This window comes from Caballeronia ptereochthonis, from assembly GCF_001545075.1.
GTDB classification, from domain to species: Bacteria; Pseudomonadota; Gammaproteobacteria; order Burkholderiales; family Burkholderiaceae; genus Caballeronia; species Caballeronia ptereochthonis.
Window position 1 is genome coordinate 1 of record NZ_FCOB02000064.1, and the last position, 16,727, is coordinate 16,727.

Below are 16,727 nucleotides of genomic sequence, written 5' to 3' on the forward strand. Positions count from 1 at the left end.
CAAGGCGTTTTGCGATCGGCTGCGTGCCAAAGGCAAGAAGACCAAGGTCGCCTTCGTCGCCGGCATGCGCAAGCTCCTCACCCAGCTCAACGCCATGATGCGCGATGCCACGCCCTGGAACCCACCCAAACCATGATTCCTTGTGCCTTTGCACTTGACCTTCAATACAGTTGCTTTCTTTGCAGCAGCAAAGAAAGTGACTGCCGCCCCGCACAGGGGCAACGCCAATAGACCACTAAGAACTCAGGATTCCACGACACGAAAGAACAAGCAAGCGAGCGAGCGAGCGAACAAACAAACCAAAAACCATCACCTCCTCACAACCCGCAAGGGAAAAACGACCCTAGCCGCAACGACCCCCAAAGCCCCCCCAAGCAACGTCTCCCAAGCCCGCGCAGCGAGCAACGAAACCGAATGCACCCCACTCGCAGCGAGCGTCACGATCAACACAACCGCAAACGCCCCACACGCGATGTCATACCGCTCCGGCAACGCCATCGCATAAACGATCATCCCAAACGCAGACAGCGCCCAGACAACAAGCGGCCAATGCTCCGCAAGCGGCAGAAGCGCGATCCCGATCGGCACCCCGACGAGCGTCCCGTAGATCCTCCGCCGCACACGCTCCGCGGTCCCGATCGCCGAAGTCGCGACGACATAAACGCAAGCCGTAATCGCCCAAGCCGATTCCGCGAGACCGAACGCGCGATTGAGCATCACCACGACGAGCGCGCCGCATGCCGCCTGCAGGCCCATTGCCAATGCCGGCGAAACGACATGCCGCCCATAGGCCGGCTCGGACGCCAGCGCCGGCAGCACGGCCGGATGCTCCGCCGGCCCGGAAAGCACACGCGGCACGATGGCCGCAAGCATCCCGATCAGCAACGCGAGCACGATCGCCCATGAATCCCCGGGCGAGAGATTCATCCCGTATGCAAGAAGCTGCCCGATATAGAACTGAGAGCCGATGCCCGCGCCGATCAACCCGAAACGCTTCAGATAACCCGCGAGAAACGCGCCCGTCACGAGAATGAGCTCCGCGCCACCACGTCCCAATTGCCGAAACAGCGGCTCGAACAAGGCGAAAGTGAGCGCCCCGAACGCCGCGGCAACACACAGAATGACGAGATCGCGACTCGATTCGTAGCGCGTCGTGCGCGCTTCCGAGACGCTCGCCCACAGCGCGAATCCGCCCGCGAGCGCGCCAACCGACACACCGGCAGGCGCGCTCTGCGTCACGTCCCGCAATGCGCCGAGCGCCGCCGCGAGACCATACGCGGTGACGAGCCGCAAACCCTTGATGCGCCGATGCGTGCCGGGATCGACCCGGTCCAGCCACGCAAGCGCCGCGCGCGCCACAGTCCGCGACGAATGCCCGAGGCGCGCGTTGGAGTCGCCGAAGTGCTGCTCGTCGTCCATCGAGATTCACCGGAGGAAAGCGCGAAGGCCGCGCCTGCAACGCATTCTAGGCGATGCCGCGCGCCACGTTCCGCCTGCGCGCACGCTTCTTCGGCGCGGGCGCCTCGTGCACGCCCCGCCGCGCCGCCTCGACGATGCAGTCCGCCAGCCGCGCCGCCGCATCCGGCCCGTCCGAACGCACGCGCCGCGCCCGTTCGACGAGTCCGATCTCGCGATGAAACGTATCGTCGCCGAGATCGAGCGCCGTGACGCCGCGCGGCCACGAACCAATGCCGTCCGACACCGGCAGCAACGCCACGCCCAGCCCGCGCGCCACGAGCTGCGCGATGCCCGGCAGCTCGTCGGCTTCGATCGCGTCACGCACCGCGATGCGCCGCTTGCGCAGGAACAGATCCACCTGCCGGCCGCCGAACGAGCGCCGGTCGTAGCGGATGAACGGCTCCGTCTCGATCAGCTCGCGCCAGTGCGCCCCCTTCTTCGCAGCGGGCGCGAGCAGCACGAACGGCTCGGCGACGAGCATGCGCCATTGCAGCTCCGCCGGCAGCGAAAACGGCGGACGGATGATGACGGCCATGTCCGTCTCGCCCGCATCGACTTGAGCGAGCAGATTGAGCGACACGCCCGGCACGAGCCGGATGCGCCACGCGGGCAGCTCGCGCCCGAACGCGTCGATCGCGTCGGGCAGGAGCGCCGCATGCGCCGACGCGATCGCGCCGACCGACAGCGAGCCCCCGCGTCCACCCTCGCCCTCCGGCTCGGCGAGGCGCGCGTACAGCGCAATGAGCTCATCGGCGAGTTCGAGCGTTCGCCTGCCCGCCTTGTTGAGTGTCGCCGAGCGGCCCGTGCGATCGAACAGCGCAAAGCCGAGATGCGCTTCGAGGCGCTGCATCTGCGCGCTCACGGCCGACTGCGTGAGCCCGATATGCGCGCCCGCGCCCGCGAAAGTGCCGTGGCGCGCCACCGCGATGAAAGTCTGAAGTTCGCGCAGCATGTCGATTCATCGAAAATATTGGATCTGACTCCCGCAATATATCGTTTTTCAACATAATTATTCATCAATACACTGTGGCCTTCGTTCCCGCATCCATGTCGCACAGAAAGGATTCGCCACTATGAGCACGACTCAGCACGCCATTCCGCCGTTTCATCTCGCGTTCCCGGTTCACAGCCTCGCCGCCGCGCGCGAGTTCTACGGCGAGCTGCTCGGCTGCCCCGAAGGCCGCAGTTCCGACGCCTGGATCGATTTCGATTTCTACGGGCATCAGATCGTCGCGCATCTCGCGCCGGATGAAGTCGGTCATCGTGCGACGAGCGCCGTGGACGGCGACGCCGTGCCGGTGCGTCACTTCGGCGTCGTGCTGTCGATCCCGCAGTGGGAAGAGCTGGCCGACAAGCTGCGCGCCGCGGGCACGCGCTTCATCATCGAGCCGCATATCCGCTTCAAGGGCGAAGTCGGCGAGCAGGCGACGATGTTCTTCCTCGATCCGTCGGGCAATGCCGTCGAGATCAAGGCGTTCGCCGACATGTCGTCGCTGTTCGCGAAGTAACGCATCATCGTCTGAAGTACGAGAGCGCGAATCCCGGGATCATCCCGAAGACGTCCTTCTCGAGCGATCGCGTGACGCTCCCTCGGAACGTCCAATGCAAAAGGGACGCCGCGCGGGCGTCCCCTCTTGCCGGATCGAAATGTTACTTGCCGGAGCCGCTCGCGCTCACTGGCGCGCCCGGACCGCTCGGCGTCGCGGTGCCGCCCGGTTCGGCGGACGGACCCGCGTTCATCGAACTCTTGTGCATCTTCTTCGAATGCGGCGACTTGTGCGACTTCGACTGCGCGGGCTGCGTCGTCGTTTGCGCGTTGTCGCCAGCCTGCATGCCCGTGTTCGAGCTCGGCGGATTGTCCTGCGCGAAAGCGGACGCACAGACGAGAGCAAAGGCGCCGGCAGCGGCGGAGAGGGCGAAATGTTTCATGTCGAAAACTCCTGTTGGCGGTTTGCGAAATGCGATTCGTGCGGCTTGTCATGCCTGCTGGCCGCGATGCTTGCGCATGGCGGCCGGTTCGCACGATACGAGTCAGCACGTGACATGCCACGGTCTGACGATTCGCAAACGCCGGGGTCTTCGATGAAAAGCGCGTCCCTGCCGGATGTTCAGGTTTTGAACACCGCGACCGTGCGCTTCAGTCTTCCGCCTGAACCGCGAGCGCGGCCGCAGGAGCCGTCGCCTGCTCGACGAGCGCGGCGTTCTGCTGCGTCGAAGCCGACGGGATCTCGTTCATGATGTCGGTCACGCGCGTGGCGGACGTGAGAACCTGCTTAGGCGGCGCGCGCATCTAAAACAAAAAACCCCGCATGACCCAGGTCACGCGGGCAACATCATCTGCCACATCGAACACACGTCAAATCAATGACCGAGCGGCTCCGTCTCGAGGTCGCTCGCCATGGCCGTCTGCGGATGCGCCGCTTGCTTGATCAGCAGCGCGACCGCCGAAATCAGGCCCGCCACCGCGATCACCGCGAAGATGCCGCCGAAAGTGAAGTGCAGGCGCGTGAGTTCGGCGACGAGGAACGATCCGGCAATGCCCCCGAAACGCCCGATGCCCAGCATCCACGCGACGCCCGTGCCGCGTCCTTGCGTCGGGTAGAACGCGGCGGCCAGCGCGGGCATCGACGATTGCGCGGTGTTCATCAGCACGCCCGCCAGGAACACGATGAGCACCAGCATGCCCACGTTGCCCACCGCCTGGCCGATCAGATACACGCTCACCGCCGTCAGCGCATAGCACACGGCGATGATGCGGTTCGCGTTGAACTTGTCCATCAGCACGCCGCACAGCACCGCGCCGACGCCGCCCAACGGGAACAGCGCGGAGATCAGCGTCGCGGTTTGCGGCGCGAGGCCCGATTCCTTGAGCAGGATCGGCATCCAGTTGATCGAGGCGTAGAAGATCACGAGGCCCATGAAGTAGGCGAGCCACAGCATGATCGAGCCGACGATGTACGAGCGCGACAGCACCACGCTCATGCCGCTCTGCCCCGCGACGGCCGGCGCCGCCTCGGTCATGAAGAACGAGCCCGCGTGCATCGCATCCGCCGAGATGCGCGCGAGCGTCGCGCGAATCTTCTCGACGGGCTTCGCCTTCGCCACCATGTAGCGCACCGATTCCGGTAGCGTGGCGATGAGCAGCACCGACAGCACCAGCGGCGCGATGCCGCCCAGCATCAGCACGCTGCGCCAGCCGAAATGCGGAATCATCCACGCCGCGAGAAAGCCGCCGAACGCCGCGCCCAGCGGGAAGCCGCAGAACATCAGGTTGATGAGCGTCGCGCGGCGGCTGTCGGGGCAGAACTCGCTCATCATCGTGACCGCGTTCGGCATCGCGGCGCCGAGGCCGACGCCGGTGACGAACCGCAGCGCCGTCAGTTGCGTGATGTCCGCCGAGAACGACGACGCGAGACACGCGACGCCGAAGAGCAGCACGGACGAAAGCAGCATCGCGCGGCGGCCGAGCTTGTCCGAAAGCGGCCCGGACAGCAGCGCGCCCGCCGCGAGCCCGAACAGCGCGGCGCTCAGGACCGGGGCCAGCGCCGGACGGCTGATCTTCCATTCGGCAACGAGCGACGGCGCGATGAAGCCGATCGCCGCGGTATCGAAACCGTCCAGCAACACGATGACGAAGCACATCACGAAGATGAGCCACTGAAACGGCGAGAACGGATGCTCGTTGATGAACGTCTGTACGTTCACGGCAGGACTTCTACTCACTTCATTCCCTTTTCGAAAATGGGCGCGCGCACGGCTTGCCGCCGTGCGAGGTTCGCATCCCGGAACTGAAAACCGCTTCCCGCCGGCGTTCTTTTATTTCGTCGCGCCAGGCCGGCAAAGCCGCAGACTTCCTCGTCTTGTCGCATGAAAATCGGTCCAAAAGTTCGTTAGACGAACATCGATTCACATAGCGAACTCGCGTGTGAGGGTACTGAACAAGCTTGCGCTTCGTCAACGCGGGCTTACCCGCGTATGACGAAGGGCTGACGTATGGCTATCGGGAGCGGTGGGAATGAAGCGCCGTCAGGTCAGGACACGCGCCGCCCCGCGCGATAGGTCTCGCGCGGCACGTGCACGCCGTCCGCCGAGGCGACGCGCACGAAATCCGCGCGCAGACCCGTCGCGATGGCGCCGCGGTCCCTGAGGCCCGCCGCATGCGCCGGCGCCCACGAAACGGTGGCAACCGCGCGCGGCAGCGACCAGCCCGCCTTGGCGACGAGATCGAACACGGCGATCAGCAGACTCGACGGCACGTAGTCCGACGACAGGATGTCGAGCAAGCCCGCGTGCGCCAGCTCGAGCGCCGAGACGTTGCCCGAATGCGAGCCGCCGCGCACCACGTTGGGCGCGCCCATGATCGTCGCGATGCCGTGCTTGCGTGCCGCGCGCGCCGCTTCGAGCGTGGTCGGAAACTCGGCGAGCGCGATGCCGTCGCGCGCCGCTTCCTCGACGTGTTCGACGAGCGTGTCGTCGTGGCTCGCGAGCGAAATGTTCAAGCCCCTGCAACGCTCGACGATATCCGCGCGATGCTTCGCCGCATAGCGCTGCTGATGCTCGGCCAGCTCGGCGAGGATCTGGTTCGCGTGCTCGTCGCTCCATTTGCCGTGACGCTCCTGATACTTGCGCCACTTCTCGTGGTCCTGCCATTGCCGCTGCCCCGGCGTGTGATCCATCACCGATGCGAGCTTGAAGAGCGAATGGGAAGAAAGCGAATCGAACACTTCGACGACATCCGTCGTGCCCACTTCACAGCGCAGATGCAGGAAGTGATCGGCGCGCAGAAGCCCGCGCTCGACGAACTTGCCGATCGACTGCGCGCACTGCACCTGCAATTCGCGGCCGCGCACGCCGTCTTCGGGACGCGAGCCGACGCCCAATGCATCGAACACGGTCGTGATGCCCGCGGCCGCCACTTGTGCGTCATGAACGATGATCGCCGCTTCGTGATTCCACAGCACGCCCGGACGCGGCGCAAGATGCTTCTCGATGTTGTCGGTGTGCAGTTCGACGAAGCCGGGCAGCAGATAGTCGCCGCCCCAGTCCTCCGCTTCGCGCGCGGACGTGTTGCCCGGCGCGATTTCCGCAATGAGCCCGTCCTCGATGCGCACGGTGCCCACGAAGTCTTCATCGCGCGTCACGATGCGCGCATTCTTGATCAGCATGTCTGCAACACTCCGGAATCGGTTTGAACGGCGGGTTCGACCGTCGCGGCGGCGCTTTCAAGTCGCACGATGCGGGTCGCGACGCGCTCGCGCGTGTCTTCGTCGTGAAAGATGCCGACGATCGCGGCGCCGCGCTCGCGCGCCTCGACGATCAGATCGGCCACCACGTCGCGGTTCTCGCCGTCGAGCGACGCGGTGGGCTCGTCGAGCAGCAGAAGCGGATGCGCCGCGATCAGCCCGCGCGCGATGTTCACGCGCTGCTGCTCGCCGCCCGAGAACGTCGCGGGCGCGAGCGTCCACAAGCGGCGCGGCACGTTGAGGCGTTCGAGCAGTGCGCTCGCGCGCTCGCGCGCCTCGTCTTCGTTCACACCGCGCGACACGAGCGGCTCCGCGACGAGATCGAGCGACGTCACGCGCGGAATCGCGCGCAGGAACTGGCTCACGTAGCCCATCGTCGTATTGCGCAGACGAATGATTTCGTGCGGCGCGGCTTCGGTCAGCATGACATGGCGCGAAGCACGGCTGTCGTCGCGAATGGCGATCGTGCCGCGTGTCGCGAGATAGTTGCCGTACATGCAGCGCAGCAAGGTGCTCTTGCCCGCGCCCGATGCGCCCGCGAGCACGACGCATTCGCCGCGTTCGACATCGAGCGATACGCCCGACAGCGCAGCAATCCGCGCGCCGCCCTGCTGATGCAGCGTGAAGGTCTTCTCGATGCCGCGTGCCTGCAGCATCAGCTTGTCGTTGGCGACGAAGGCCTGGTCGGAATTCATGGTCATCTGTCGCACCTCAAACGGGCAGCACGGACGCGACGAGCGTCTGCGTATAGGGATGTTGCGGATCGTCGAGCACCTGGTCCGTGAGGCCGCTCTCCACGACGCGCCCGTCCTTCATCACCATCAGCCGATGCGCGAGCAAACGCGCGACGCCGATATCGTGCGTGACGATCACCGCGGCCAGATGCAGCTTGCTCGTCAGCGTGCGCAGCAGGTCGAGCAGGCGCGCCTGCACGGAGACGTCGAGACCGGCGGTGGGCTCGTCCATGAACACGAGGCGCGGACCCGTCACCAGATTACGCGCGATCTGCAGACGCTGTTGCATGCCGCCGGAAAACGCGGAAGGCAGTTCGTCGATGCGCGCGGCATCGAGCTCGACGCGGCTAATCCAGTCCGCCGCAGTTTCGCGCAGGCGCCCATAGTGGCGCGCGCCGATCGCCATCAGCGGCTCGCCGATGTTCGCGCCGGCCGAGACGTTGCGCCGCAGGCCGTCGCGCGCGTTCTGATGCACGAAACCCCATTCGGTGCGGGACAGAAGGCGCTTCCTCGGCTCGGCGAGCGTCCGCAGATCGAGCGTTTCGCCTTCGCGGGTGGTGTACGCGAGCGCGCCGCCGTCGATTCCGCTGCGCAACGCGAGCGCGTTCAGCAAGGTCGACTTGCCCGATCCCGATTCGCCGACGATGCACAGCACTTCGCCCGGACGGACATCGAGGTCGATATCGACGCAGCCGCCGCGCCCGTCGTAGCGCTTCGTGAGGCGCGTGGCTTTCAGCAGTGCGTTCATCGGGTCACCTCTTCGTCATCGCGCCGGCCATGGCAGTAATCGCTGTCGGAACAGACGAACATGCGCGCGCCCTGATCGTCGATGATCATCTCGTCGAGAAAGCTCTCGCGCGAACCGCACAGCGCGCACGCGTGCTCCCACTTCTGCACGCTGAAGGGATGATCCTCGAAATCCAGGCTCTTCACTTTCGTGTAGGGCGGAATGGCATAGATGCGCCGCTCGCGGCCCGCGCCGAAAAGCTGCAAGGCGGGGTTCATGTGCATCTTCGGGTTGTCGAACTTCGGGATCGGCGAGGGCGACGTCAGATAGCGGTCGTTCACCAGCACCGGATAATCGTAAGTCGTCGCGATGCTGCCGTGCTGCACGATATCCTCGTAGTATTTCACGTTGATGAGGCCATAGTCCGCGAGCGCGTGGAGCTTCTTGCACTCCGTCACGCGCGGCTCGAGACGGAACAGAGGCTCGGGCATCGGCACCTGGTAGACGATGATCTGCCGGTCCGTCAACGGCGTCTCGGGAATGCGGTGACGCGTCTGCACGATGCTCGCATCGGCCGTGCGCGTGGTGATCGCCACGCCCGCCGTGCGCGCGAAGAAGCGGCGGATGTTCACCGCGTTCGTGGTTTCGTCGGAGCCTTGATCGATGACCTTGAGCGTATCGGTCTCGCCGATGATCGCCGAGGTCACCTGCAGGCCGCCCGTGCCCCAGCCGTAAGGCAGCGGCATTTCGCGCGAAGCGAACGGCACCTGATAGCCCGGCACCGCCACGGCCTTGAGCAGCGCGCGGCGGATCATGCGCTTGGTCTGCTCGTCGAGATACGCGAAGTTATAACCTTCGGTGAGTGCGTTCATGCCGCATTCTCCTTGTTATCATCCGAGCCATGCGCCGCACGCAGACGGCGCAGCAATTCGAGCTCCGACTGGAAGTCGACGTAATGCGGCAGCTTCAGGTGTTGCACGAAGCCGGACGCTTCCACGTTGTCGCTGTGATACAGCACGAACTCCGGGTCCTGCGTCGGCGAGCCGACCGTCTCTCCGAGTTCTTCCGCGCGCAAGGCGCGATCGACCAGTGCCATCGCCATCGCCTTGCGCTCCGAATGGCCGAACGCGAGTCCGTAACCCTGCGTGAACGCGGGCGGCACGTCGCCGCTGCCCGCGAACTGGTTGATCATCTGGCATTCCGTGATGTCGATATCGCCGATCTCGACCGCCAAGCCCAGCTCGTCGACATGCATTTCGACCGCCACTTCGCCGTGACGGATCTCGCCCGCGAACGGATGGCTGTGCGCATAGCCGCGCTGCGTCGCATAGCCGACGGCGAGCAGAAAGCCTTCGTCGCCGCGCGCGAGATTTTGCAGGCGCGTCGAACGATCGGCGGGAAAGGAAAGCGGCTCGCGCGACAGGTCGCCCGGTTCCGGCGCATTCTCTTGCGTCCGTTCCTGCTCGATCAGGCCTTCCTTGTCGAGCATGGAAAGCACGCGCGGCATCGCGGCCGCTTCCTGCTCCCTGCTCGCGATGGTTGCATCGCCAACTTGTTCGCCTTCCGCGAGCAGGCTGAAATCCAGCAGGCGCTGCGTGTAATCGTATGTGCCACCCAGCATCTGGCCGCCGGGAATATCCTTGAACGCCGCCGAGATGCGCCGCTCGACGCACATCGCTTCCGTATCGATCGGCAGCGTGTAGCCGAAGCGCGGCAGCGTGGTGCGATAGGCGCGCAGCAGGAAGATCGCCTCGACGAGATCGCCCGCCGCCTGCTTGATCGCGAGCGCGGCGAGGTCTTCGTCGTAGACGGAGCCTTCCGTCATCACGCGCGCGACGGCAAGACGCATCTGCTCCCGAATCTGCGCGACGGAAAGCTCCGGCAGCGAGATGTCGCCGCGGCGCTTCTTCGCGAGCACGTCCCATGAACGTTCGATGGCGCGTTCGCCACCCTTGACCGCGACATACATCAGTTCACCTCCACTTGCGTCGTGCGCGGCAAGCCGACGAGCGAGCCGCCCGCCACGAAGTAGCAGTCGATGCCGCAGGGGAAAAGCGCGGTGAGCGCCGCACGCTCGCGCCAGAACTCGCGCGAAAGCCCGGCGATGGCGACCGTGCGCGACTCCGCGATACCCGGGCCGCGCCACGCGAGCGGCTCGCCTTCGGTCAGCGACGGCACGCGGATGAACAGCGTGGCCGAATCCTCGGGGTTTTCGGGCTCGCCGTGCGAGAAGGCATCCAGCGGCGGCAGGCGGCGCGCATCGTCGATATAGGCGAAGGCGGCCGCGCGGCGATCGCGCGTGACCGGCGCGCTCGCATGAAAGCGCAGTGCGTCGCCGAGGACGTCGGCTTCGCGCTCGATGCAGACGGGCGTCGAATAATCCGTCAATGCAAGCAGCGACGCGAACGCCGCGAGCGGCACGCGGCCGGCGAGCGCGTCGCGCATCGCGTGGTTGTTCGGCAGCGCGGCGTCGATCGCGACGATGCTTCCCGGGCGCGACAGCGCGTCGAGCAATGCACGGAACACGCGCTGCGCGTCGTGCACCGTGTCGTTGAAGCCGGGCACGAGCCGGGTCATGTCGATCTGCATCATTCGCCTCTCACCATCGTGAAGAATTCGACCTTGGTCGCGGCCGCTTCGGCTTCCTTGCGCCGCCGTTCCTCGGCGATGCGCGCGGCGAGCGGCGCGATCAGTTGCGCCTGCAGGCTCTCCGCATGACGCGGCATCTGCAGGAGCGCGTCCGCGAGCGCGGCGAGCGTCGCGCGCTCCTTGTCGCGGCCCATGTGCACCGCGACGCCCACCGGCGCGCTGCCGTCGTCGGTACGCAGACGCAGCGTGGCGCGCGTGACGGTTGCCTCGCCGAGATTGAACGCAGCGCCCGTGCCGCCGATGCGGCCGCGCACCATTGCAAGCCCGATGTCCGGCGCGCGCAGCCACTCGTAGGCGGGCAGCTTCGCGCCGTCGAGCGCCGCGTCAAGCGCGGCTTTCAGCGCGTCGCGCGGCGTGCGGGCAAGCACCGCCATCCATTCACGGCGGGCCGCCGCGTCCTGCGACTCCAATGAAGTACTCATCGCTTTCCCTATGTCTGAAAGGATTCGGCCATCGTATGCTACTCGTTGTCTTATCTAGTCGTCTAGACGTTTGGTCATGTGGTGAGGCTTTCACATTTCCATCACGAGTTGCGCACTACAATCCGAGAGAACGATATTCAAACCCATCGGAATGACAGCGAAATGACATCGAACGCATTGAACGAAAACGCTGCGCCGCTGCACGCCGTCGAGCGCGGCGCGGGGGTTGCGGTCTGGCGGCAGATCGAGCAGATCCTCGCCGCCGAGATCGCCGCGAAGAGCTTCGGCGAGGAAGGACGCCTGCCGAGCGAGGCGGAGCTCGCCAAGCGTTTCGACGTGAACCGCCATACCGTGCGCCGCGCGATGCTGCGGCTCGCGGCGACGGGCCTCGTGAGCGTCGAGCAGGGGCGCGGCACGTTCGTGCAGCCGGGCGCGATCGACTATCAGATCGGGCGGCGCACGCGCTTCACCGAAAACCTGCGCCGCCAGAAGCACACGTCGGCGGGCGTCGTGCTGAGCTCCGAGCGCGTGAAGGCCGATCCGATCGTCGCCAAGGCGCTCGGCGTGCGCGCGGGCACGCTTGTCTACCAGATCGAGACGCGCCACGATTCCGACGGCATCCCGATGACGTATGCGCGCAACTGGTATCCGGCCGCGCGCTTCAGCGATCTGCCCGCGGCGATCGAAGCGGCGGGCGGCATGAGCGCCGCGCTCGAGAAATTCGGCGTGAAGGACTACACGCGCAAATGGAGCCGCATCGGCAGCGTGCTGCCTTCGTCGGACGTGGCGCGGCGCCTGCAGATCAATCGCCAGCAGCCGGTGCTGTGGGTCGAGAACGTCGATGTCGACGAGCAAGGCGTGCCGATCAAATACGGCATCACGCATTTCGCTGCCGACCGCGTGCAACTGATGGTCGAGCACGATTTATGAGCGGCGCGCAAGCGAATGGCCGCAATCCGCGCGTCGCGCTCTATTACGCGCCGCCCGCTTCGTCCGCGTGGTGGCGCGAAGGCTGCGAATGGCTCGGCCGCGATCCCGAGGACGGCCTCGAAACCGCCACGCCCGCGCATGACGTCACGCATGCGCCGCGCCGCTACGGCTGGCACGCGACGATCATCCCGCCCTTTCACATGGCGCCGGGCGTCGAACTCGCGCACGTGCTCGCCTGCGCGCGCGCCTGGGCGAGCTCGGTATCGCGCTTCGAGATGCCCGTGAAAGCCACCGAACTGGGCCGCTTCGTCGCGCTGCGCCCCGCGCAGGCAAGCGACGACGACACGCTGCGCACGCTCGCCGCGCACGCGCTGCAGACGTTCGCGGCGTTGCGCGCGAGGCCGTCGCGGGAGAGCATCGAGCAGCGCATCGGCGGCGGCATGAGCGAGCGGCAGATCGCGCTGCTGCGCGAATGGGGCTACCCGTATGTCTTCGACGAGTATCGCTTCCACATGACGCTCTCCGATTCCCTCGACGACAGGAACGCGCGCGCGTCGATCGTGTCGGCGTGGACGCGGCGCATCGAGGCGCTCGGCCCCTTGCCGGTGCATGGCGCAGCGCTCTTCATCGAACCCGGGCCGGGCGCGCCATTCACGCTGTGGCAGCGCCTGCCGTTCAACAATGCACAGGATGTGGCATGAGCAGGATTGAAAGCGCAAAGCTGATCTACGTGATGGGACCTTCGGGCGCGGGCAAGGACTCGCTGCTCGGTTTCGCGCGGGAGCGCGTCGGCGCGCGCGTGATGTTCGCGCATCGCTACATCACGCGCGCGGTCGCGGATGGCGAGAACCATATCGCGCTCACGCACGATGAATTCGCCTCGCGGCTGTCGTATGGGCTCTTCGCGATGCATTGGGAAAGCCTCGGGCTGCGCTATGGCATCGGCATCGAGCTGGATGCGTGGCTCGCGCGCGGCATGCCCGTCGTCGTGAATGGTTCGCGGCAACATGCGGAGTTCGCGCTCGAGCGTTATCCGCAGGCGCAGTTCGTGCATATCGACGCGGCGCCTTCGGTGCTGGCCGCACGCCTCTCGCGACGCGGCCGCGAGGACGCGCGCCAGATCGAGGCGCGTCTCGCGCGACGGCCGGCATTCGCCCTGCCGTCGCAGGCGCGTGTCGTGAAGATCGACAACTCCGGCATGCTCGCCGACGCCGGCATGCAACTGCTCGACGTGCTCGCGCTCGCGAGCCGCGTCTGATTCCGCTCCGCCTTCTTCCATCCGCGCCCCCGGTGGCGGCGCGGATTCATGAGCCCACGCACGAGAGCAGCTTCTTCAGCAACAGCATGGGCGCCTATCTCGTGTTCTGCGAAGGTCTGCTCAATCTGGTGGCGGCCTACCTCGGCAAGCGCGCGCTGCAGGCGCTGGAGAGACGCGAGCGCCTCATCACGGCGCTCGGCATCGAGACTTCATGACGCAATCAGATCACGCGCTCGCGCACCCAAGCTGAAGCGAGATCGATCAGCGACACGATCACCACGACGATCAGCATCACCGCGGCTGTCTGCGCGTAGTTGAACGAGCGGATGGCCTCATACAGCACGACGCCGATGCCGCCGGCGCCGACCATGCCGACGACCATCGCCGAGCGCACGTTCGATTCGAAGCGATAGAGCGCGAACGAGATCCACAGCGGCAGCACTTGCGGCAGCACGCCGTAGATGATTTCATCGAGGCTGCTCGCGCCGGTCGCGCGCACGCCTTCCGCGGGACGCGCATCGACGGCTTCGACCGCCTCGGCAAAGAGCTTGGCGAGCACACCCGTCGTGTGCACCCACAATGCAAGCACGCCCGCGAACGGTCCGAGCCCGACCGCGACGATGAACAGCATCGCGAAGACCATCTCGTTGATCGCGCGGCATGCGTCCATCAGGCGCCGCACGGGCTGCGCGATCCACACCGGCGCGATGTTCTGCGCCGAGAGCAGGCCGCACGGCACGGCGCAGATCAGCGCGAGCGCCGTGCCCCACACGGCGACCGCGAGCGTCACGATCATTTCATCCACATAGGTGCGCCATTCCGTGAAGTCGGGCGGAAAGAAGTCGCGCGCGAACTGGCTCATGTTGCCCGATGCGCCGAGCAAATCGAGCGGGCGCATGTCCGCGCTCTTCCATGACAGGCCCAGCACGGCGATCACGACGGCCCAGCCGAGCATCGACGTCCAGCTGCGCTTGGGCGTCGTCGCCTGCACGGGCCGGCCGATGCCGGCCTCGAACGTGGTTACGTCGAGCGGCTTCATTTACTTCGCCGCCGTGTTGTCGAGCGCGGCGATCTTCTGATCGAGCGCGGCGATCTGCGCCTTCTTGTCCGCCGCATCGAGATGCGCGTCGTTCTGCACTTGCTCCTTCTTCTGGAAGAGCGCCATCTGGCGAATCGGCACGAGCTGCGCATTCGACGATTCGGCGAAGCCCGAATAGCCCGATATCGCCGTCATCACCGCTTGCTCGCGCGGGTCCTTTTCCGCGTAGTGATCGAAGAAGTTGCGCAGCTTGTCCTTCGTCGCCTGCGGAAGGTCGCGGCGCCACACGAGCGGGTCCGACGGAATCAGCGGCGACTTCCACAGCACGCGCACCTTCGGATACAGCTCCGGATGCTGGGTCTTGATCGTGTCGAGCATGTCGGTGTTGTTGGTCGCGACGTCCACCTTGTCGTTGACGACGGCGAGCATGTTAGCTTCATGGCTCGACGGCAGGACGCTCTTGAACGCGGTCTTCACGTTGATGCCGTTCTTCGCGAGGAGATAGTACGAAGGCACGAGCGTGCCCGAGGTCGAGTTCGGATCGCCAAAGCCGAGGTTGATGTCCCGCGTGTTCTTCAACACCTGATCGAGCGACTTCCACTTGCTGTTTGCGTTCGTGATGAGCAGCGAGTAATAGCCCGCCTCGCCGTTCTTGTACTTCACCTTCGCGAAGACTTCGCCGCTGGAGCGGTCGACGGCCTCGATCGCCGAAGCATTGCCGAAGAAGCCGATCTGGACCTTGTTGAAGCGCATCGCCTCGATGATGCCCGCGTAGTCGGTCGCGAAATAGGCTTTCACGTCGAGACCGGTCTGCTTGTTCAGATCGTCGATGAGCGGTTGCCAGCGCTGCTTGAGCGCCGCGGACGAGTCCGTCGAGATGATGCCGAAGTTGAGCGTTTCGGCGAGAACGGTTTGCGTCAGAAGGCACGACGCGAGCGCGGCGCCAGCCAGGAAGAAGCGGGCTGTTTTCATGGTGCGATCCAGGTTTGGAGAATGGGTTGAGACTCAGGAGCCTGCAGCCGATGCGAACGCCGGCGACGCTTGCGCGCGCGCATTGTGTACGTCGGAAGGCGGCGCATCGTCGCGTTTTTGCGCGGCGTGATGCGTCAGCAGTTCGTCCGCCGAGGAGCCGTACAGTTCGCGCAGCACGGCGGGCGTGAGGCGCTCGGTGGCGCCGTCGAAGACGACGCGTCCGTCGCGCAGGGCGATGGTGCGCGGGCAGTACTTCATCGCGGCATCGATCTGATGCAGCGACACGACGACCGTCAGCTTGTGCTCGCGGTTGAGCGTCTGCATCAGTTCCATCACGCGGCGTGCCGATTCGGGATCGAGCGACGCGATTGGCTCGTCGGCGAGCACGATGCGCGCGCGCTGCACGAGGGCGCGTGCCAGAGCGGCGCGCTGCTGCTGTCCGCCCGAGAGATTGCTCGCGCGTTCGAACGCGTGTTCGCCGATGCCCATGGCGGAGAGCGACTCCATCGCCAGGGTGCGCTCGCCGCGCGGAAAGCGGCCCGCGAGACGCCGCCACAGCGACACGCGCGAAAGCGCGCCGACGAGCACGTTGGTGAGCACCGAAAGGCGTCCGACCAGATTGAACTGCTGAAATACGAAGGCGACATCGCGGCGAATCGAGCGCACCTCGCGGACGATTTTGCCGTTCTGCTGGATGGGCCGGCCGAGCAGCGTGACGTGCGACGGTGCGGGGTCGGATGCCGTAAAGCCTGCGATGTGGCGCAGGAGCGTCGACTTGCCCGATCCTGACGCACCGATGAGTGCGACCATTTCGCCCTCCTCCACGCGCAGATCGACGGAGTCGAGCGCCTTGCGGCCGTTCCTGAACGTCTTGGTGAGACGCTCGATGCGAATTGCGTCCATAGCTTCCCTTGGTAGGCGCGCTCAATCGGCGCCGCTGAAACGTTCGGGAGATTCTAGGAAGTCAACATGACGAGAAAGTGACGCGGATGAGACGTCTAGATGAATATATGATTTTTGATGAGGGGGTGACTCAGGCTTCTGTGAAATCCTGAATTCTTAGTGGTCTATTAGCACTGCCCCTGTGCGGGGCGGCAGTCACTTTCTTTGCTGCTGCAAAGAAAGACGTCTAGATGAATATATGACCTTTGATGATGGGGGGTGACTCGGGCTTCTGTGAAATCCTGAGTTCTTAGTGGTCTATTGGCGTTGCCCCTGTGCGGGGCGGCAGTCACTTTCTTTGCTGCTGCAAAGAAAGTAACTGTATTGAAGGTCAAGTGCAAAGGCACAAGGAA

Annotated in this window: 18 protein-coding genes and 2 pseudogenes; 5 read left to right on the forward strand and 15 right to left on the reverse strand. The window is 65.4% G+C overall.

The annotated features are described in order from the left end of the window. Nucleotides 1–309: 309 nt before the first annotated feature. Both AWB83_RS34825 and AWB83_RS34830 read right to left on the reverse strand, forming a co-directional pair. Nucleotides 310–1,419, reverse strand: a complete 1,110-nt coding sequence (locus AWB83_RS34825) for an FUSC family protein (protein WP_087050142.1) — start codon at nucleotides 1,417–1,419, stop codon at nucleotides 310–312. Between the two features lie 46 nt (nucleotides 1,420–1,465). After that, on the reverse strand, nucleotides 1,466–2,410 hold the full coding sequence (locus AWB83_RS34830) for a LysR family transcriptional regulator (protein ID WP_087050143.1): 945 nt from the start codon (nucleotides 2,408–2,410) through the stop codon (nucleotides 1,466–1,468). Nucleotides 2,411–2,531: 121 nt separating this feature from the next. On the opposite strand from AWB83_RS34830, the gene AWB83_RS34835 reads away from it, so the two are divergent. After that, on the forward strand, nucleotides 2,532–2,966 hold the full coding sequence (locus tag AWB83_RS34835; protein ID WP_087050144.1) for a VOC family protein: 435 nt from the start codon (nucleotides 2,532–2,534) through the stop codon (nucleotides 2,964–2,966). Between the two features lie 142 nt (nucleotides 2,967–3,108). On the opposite strand, the gene AWB83_RS34840 is transcribed toward AWB83_RS34835, so the two are convergent. The 10 genes and pseudogenes from AWB83_RS34840 to phnG all read right to left on the reverse strand — a co-directional run bounded on the left by AWB83_RS34840 (nucleotide 3,109) and on the right by phnG (nucleotide 11,233). Further along, nucleotides 3,109–3,387 carry a hypothetical protein gene (locus AWB83_RS34840; RefSeq protein ID WP_087050145.1) on the reverse strand — a complete coding sequence of 93 codons (279 nt, stop codon included), beginning with the start codon at nucleotides 3,385–3,387 and terminating at the stop codon, nucleotides 3,109–3,111. 179 nt (nucleotides 3,388–3,566) lie between these two features. Beyond that, nucleotides 3,567–3,733: pseudogene (locus tag AWB83_RS36355) on the reverse strand (methyl-accepting chemotaxis protein); the annotation flags it as partial. Between the two features lie 86 nt (nucleotides 3,734–3,819). Next, complete coding sequence (locus tag AWB83_RS34845) at nucleotides 3,820–5,181, reverse strand: MFS transporter (protein WP_087050146.1); 1,362 nt, start codon at nucleotides 5,179–5,181, stop codon at nucleotides 3,820–3,822. Between the two features lie 308 nt (nucleotides 5,182–5,489). Beyond that, the gene (locus AWB83_RS34850) at nucleotides 5,490–6,623 is read right to left on the reverse strand and encodes an alpha-D-ribose 1-methylphosphonate 5-triphosphate diphosphatase (protein WP_087050147.1); all 1,134 of its coding nucleotides are present in this window, start codon (nucleotides 6,621–6,623) and stop codon (nucleotides 5,490–5,492) included. Continuing rightward, nucleotides 6,617–7,402, reverse strand: coding sequence for a phosphonate C-P lyase system protein PhnL (gene phnL / locus AWB83_RS34855; RefSeq protein WP_087050148.1), 786 nt, complete (start codon nucleotides 7,400–7,402; stop codon nucleotides 6,617–6,619). The genes AWB83_RS34850 and phnL overlap by 7 nt, the downstream gene beginning before the upstream one ends. 10 nt (nucleotides 7,403–7,412) lie before the next feature. Continuing rightward, on the reverse strand, nucleotides 7,413–8,183 hold the full coding sequence (gene phnK / locus AWB83_RS34860) for a phosphonate C-P lyase system protein PhnK (protein ID WP_087050149.1): 771 nt from the start codon (nucleotides 8,181–8,183) through the stop codon (nucleotides 7,413–7,415). Then, on the reverse strand, nucleotides 8,180–9,034 hold the full coding sequence (locus AWB83_RS34865; protein WP_087050150.1) for an alpha-D-ribose 1-methylphosphonate 5-phosphate C-P-lyase PhnJ: 855 nt from the start codon (nucleotides 9,032–9,034) through the stop codon (nucleotides 8,180–8,182). Before AWB83_RS34865 ends, phnK begins: the two co-directional genes overlap by 4 nt. Next, nucleotides 9,031–10,131 carry a carbon-phosphorus lyase complex subunit gene (locus tag AWB83_RS34870; RefSeq protein WP_087050151.1) on the reverse strand — a complete coding sequence of 367 codons (1,101 nt, stop codon included), beginning with the start codon at nucleotides 10,129–10,131 and terminating at the stop codon, nucleotides 9,031–9,033. Before AWB83_RS34870 ends, AWB83_RS34865 begins: the two co-directional genes overlap by 4 nt. Then, nucleotides 10,131–10,754, reverse strand: a complete 624-nt coding sequence (gene phnH / locus AWB83_RS34875) for a phosphonate C-P lyase system protein PhnH (protein ID WP_087050152.1) — start codon at nucleotides 10,752–10,754, stop codon at nucleotides 10,131–10,133. Before phnH ends, AWB83_RS34870 begins: the two co-directional genes overlap by 1 nt. Beyond that, complete coding sequence (phnG, locus tag AWB83_RS34880; protein WP_087050153.1) at nucleotides 10,751–11,233, reverse strand: phosphonate C-P lyase system protein PhnG; 483 nt, start codon at nucleotides 11,231–11,233, stop codon at nucleotides 10,751–10,753. Before phnG ends, phnH begins: the two co-directional genes overlap by 4 nt. A 162-nt stretch (nucleotides 11,234–11,395) precedes the next feature. On the opposite strand from phnG, the gene phnF reads away from it, so the two are divergent. The 4 genes and pseudogenes from phnF to AWB83_RS34900 all read left to right on the forward strand — a co-directional run. After that, a complete protein-coding gene (gene phnF / locus AWB83_RS34885; RefSeq protein WP_087050154.1) occupies nucleotides 11,396–12,163 on the forward strand; it encodes a phosphonate metabolism transcriptional regulator PhnF in 768 nt (255 codons plus the stop codon). Beyond that, complete coding sequence (locus AWB83_RS34890) at nucleotides 12,160–12,864, forward strand: DUF1045 domain-containing protein (protein ID WP_087050155.1); 705 nt, start codon at nucleotides 12,160–12,162, stop codon at nucleotides 12,862–12,864. The genes phnF and AWB83_RS34890 overlap by 4 nt, the downstream gene beginning before the upstream one ends. Further along, a complete protein-coding gene (gene phnN / locus AWB83_RS34895) occupies nucleotides 12,861–13,421 on the forward strand; it encodes a phosphonate metabolism protein/1,5-bisphosphokinase (PRPP-forming) PhnN (protein WP_087050156.1) in 561 nt (186 codons plus the stop codon). The genes AWB83_RS34890 and phnN overlap by 4 nt, the downstream gene beginning before the upstream one ends. Before the next feature lie 59 nt (nucleotides 13,422–13,480). Next, nucleotides 13,481–13,636: pseudogene (locus AWB83_RS34900) on the forward strand (MurR/RpiR family transcriptional regulator); the annotation flags it as partial. A 5-nt stretch (nucleotides 13,637–13,641) separates the two neighbouring features. Here AWB83_RS34900 and phnE read toward each other — a convergent pair. The 3 genes from phnE to phnC form a co-directional block, all read right to left on the reverse strand. Continuing rightward, nucleotides 13,642–14,376: a phosphonate ABC transporter, permease protein PhnE gene (phnE, locus tag AWB83_RS34905; RefSeq protein ID WP_244197998.1), complete on the reverse strand. Its 735-nt coding sequence runs from the start codon at nucleotides 14,374–14,376 to the stop codon at nucleotides 13,642–13,644. Between the two features lie 84 nt (nucleotides 14,377–14,460). Further along, nucleotides 14,461–15,432: a phosphonate ABC transporter substrate-binding protein gene (gene phnD, locus AWB83_RS34910; RefSeq protein ID WP_087050158.1), complete on the reverse strand. Its 972-nt coding sequence runs from the start codon at nucleotides 15,430–15,432 to the stop codon at nucleotides 14,461–14,463. A gap of 33 nt (nucleotides 15,433–15,465) precedes the next feature. Further along, a complete protein-coding gene (gene phnC, locus AWB83_RS34915; RefSeq protein ID WP_087050159.1) occupies nucleotides 15,466–16,335 on the reverse strand; it encodes a phosphonate ABC transporter ATP-binding protein in 870 nt (289 codons plus the stop codon). Between the last annotated feature and the right edge of the window lie 392 nt (nucleotides 16,336–16,727).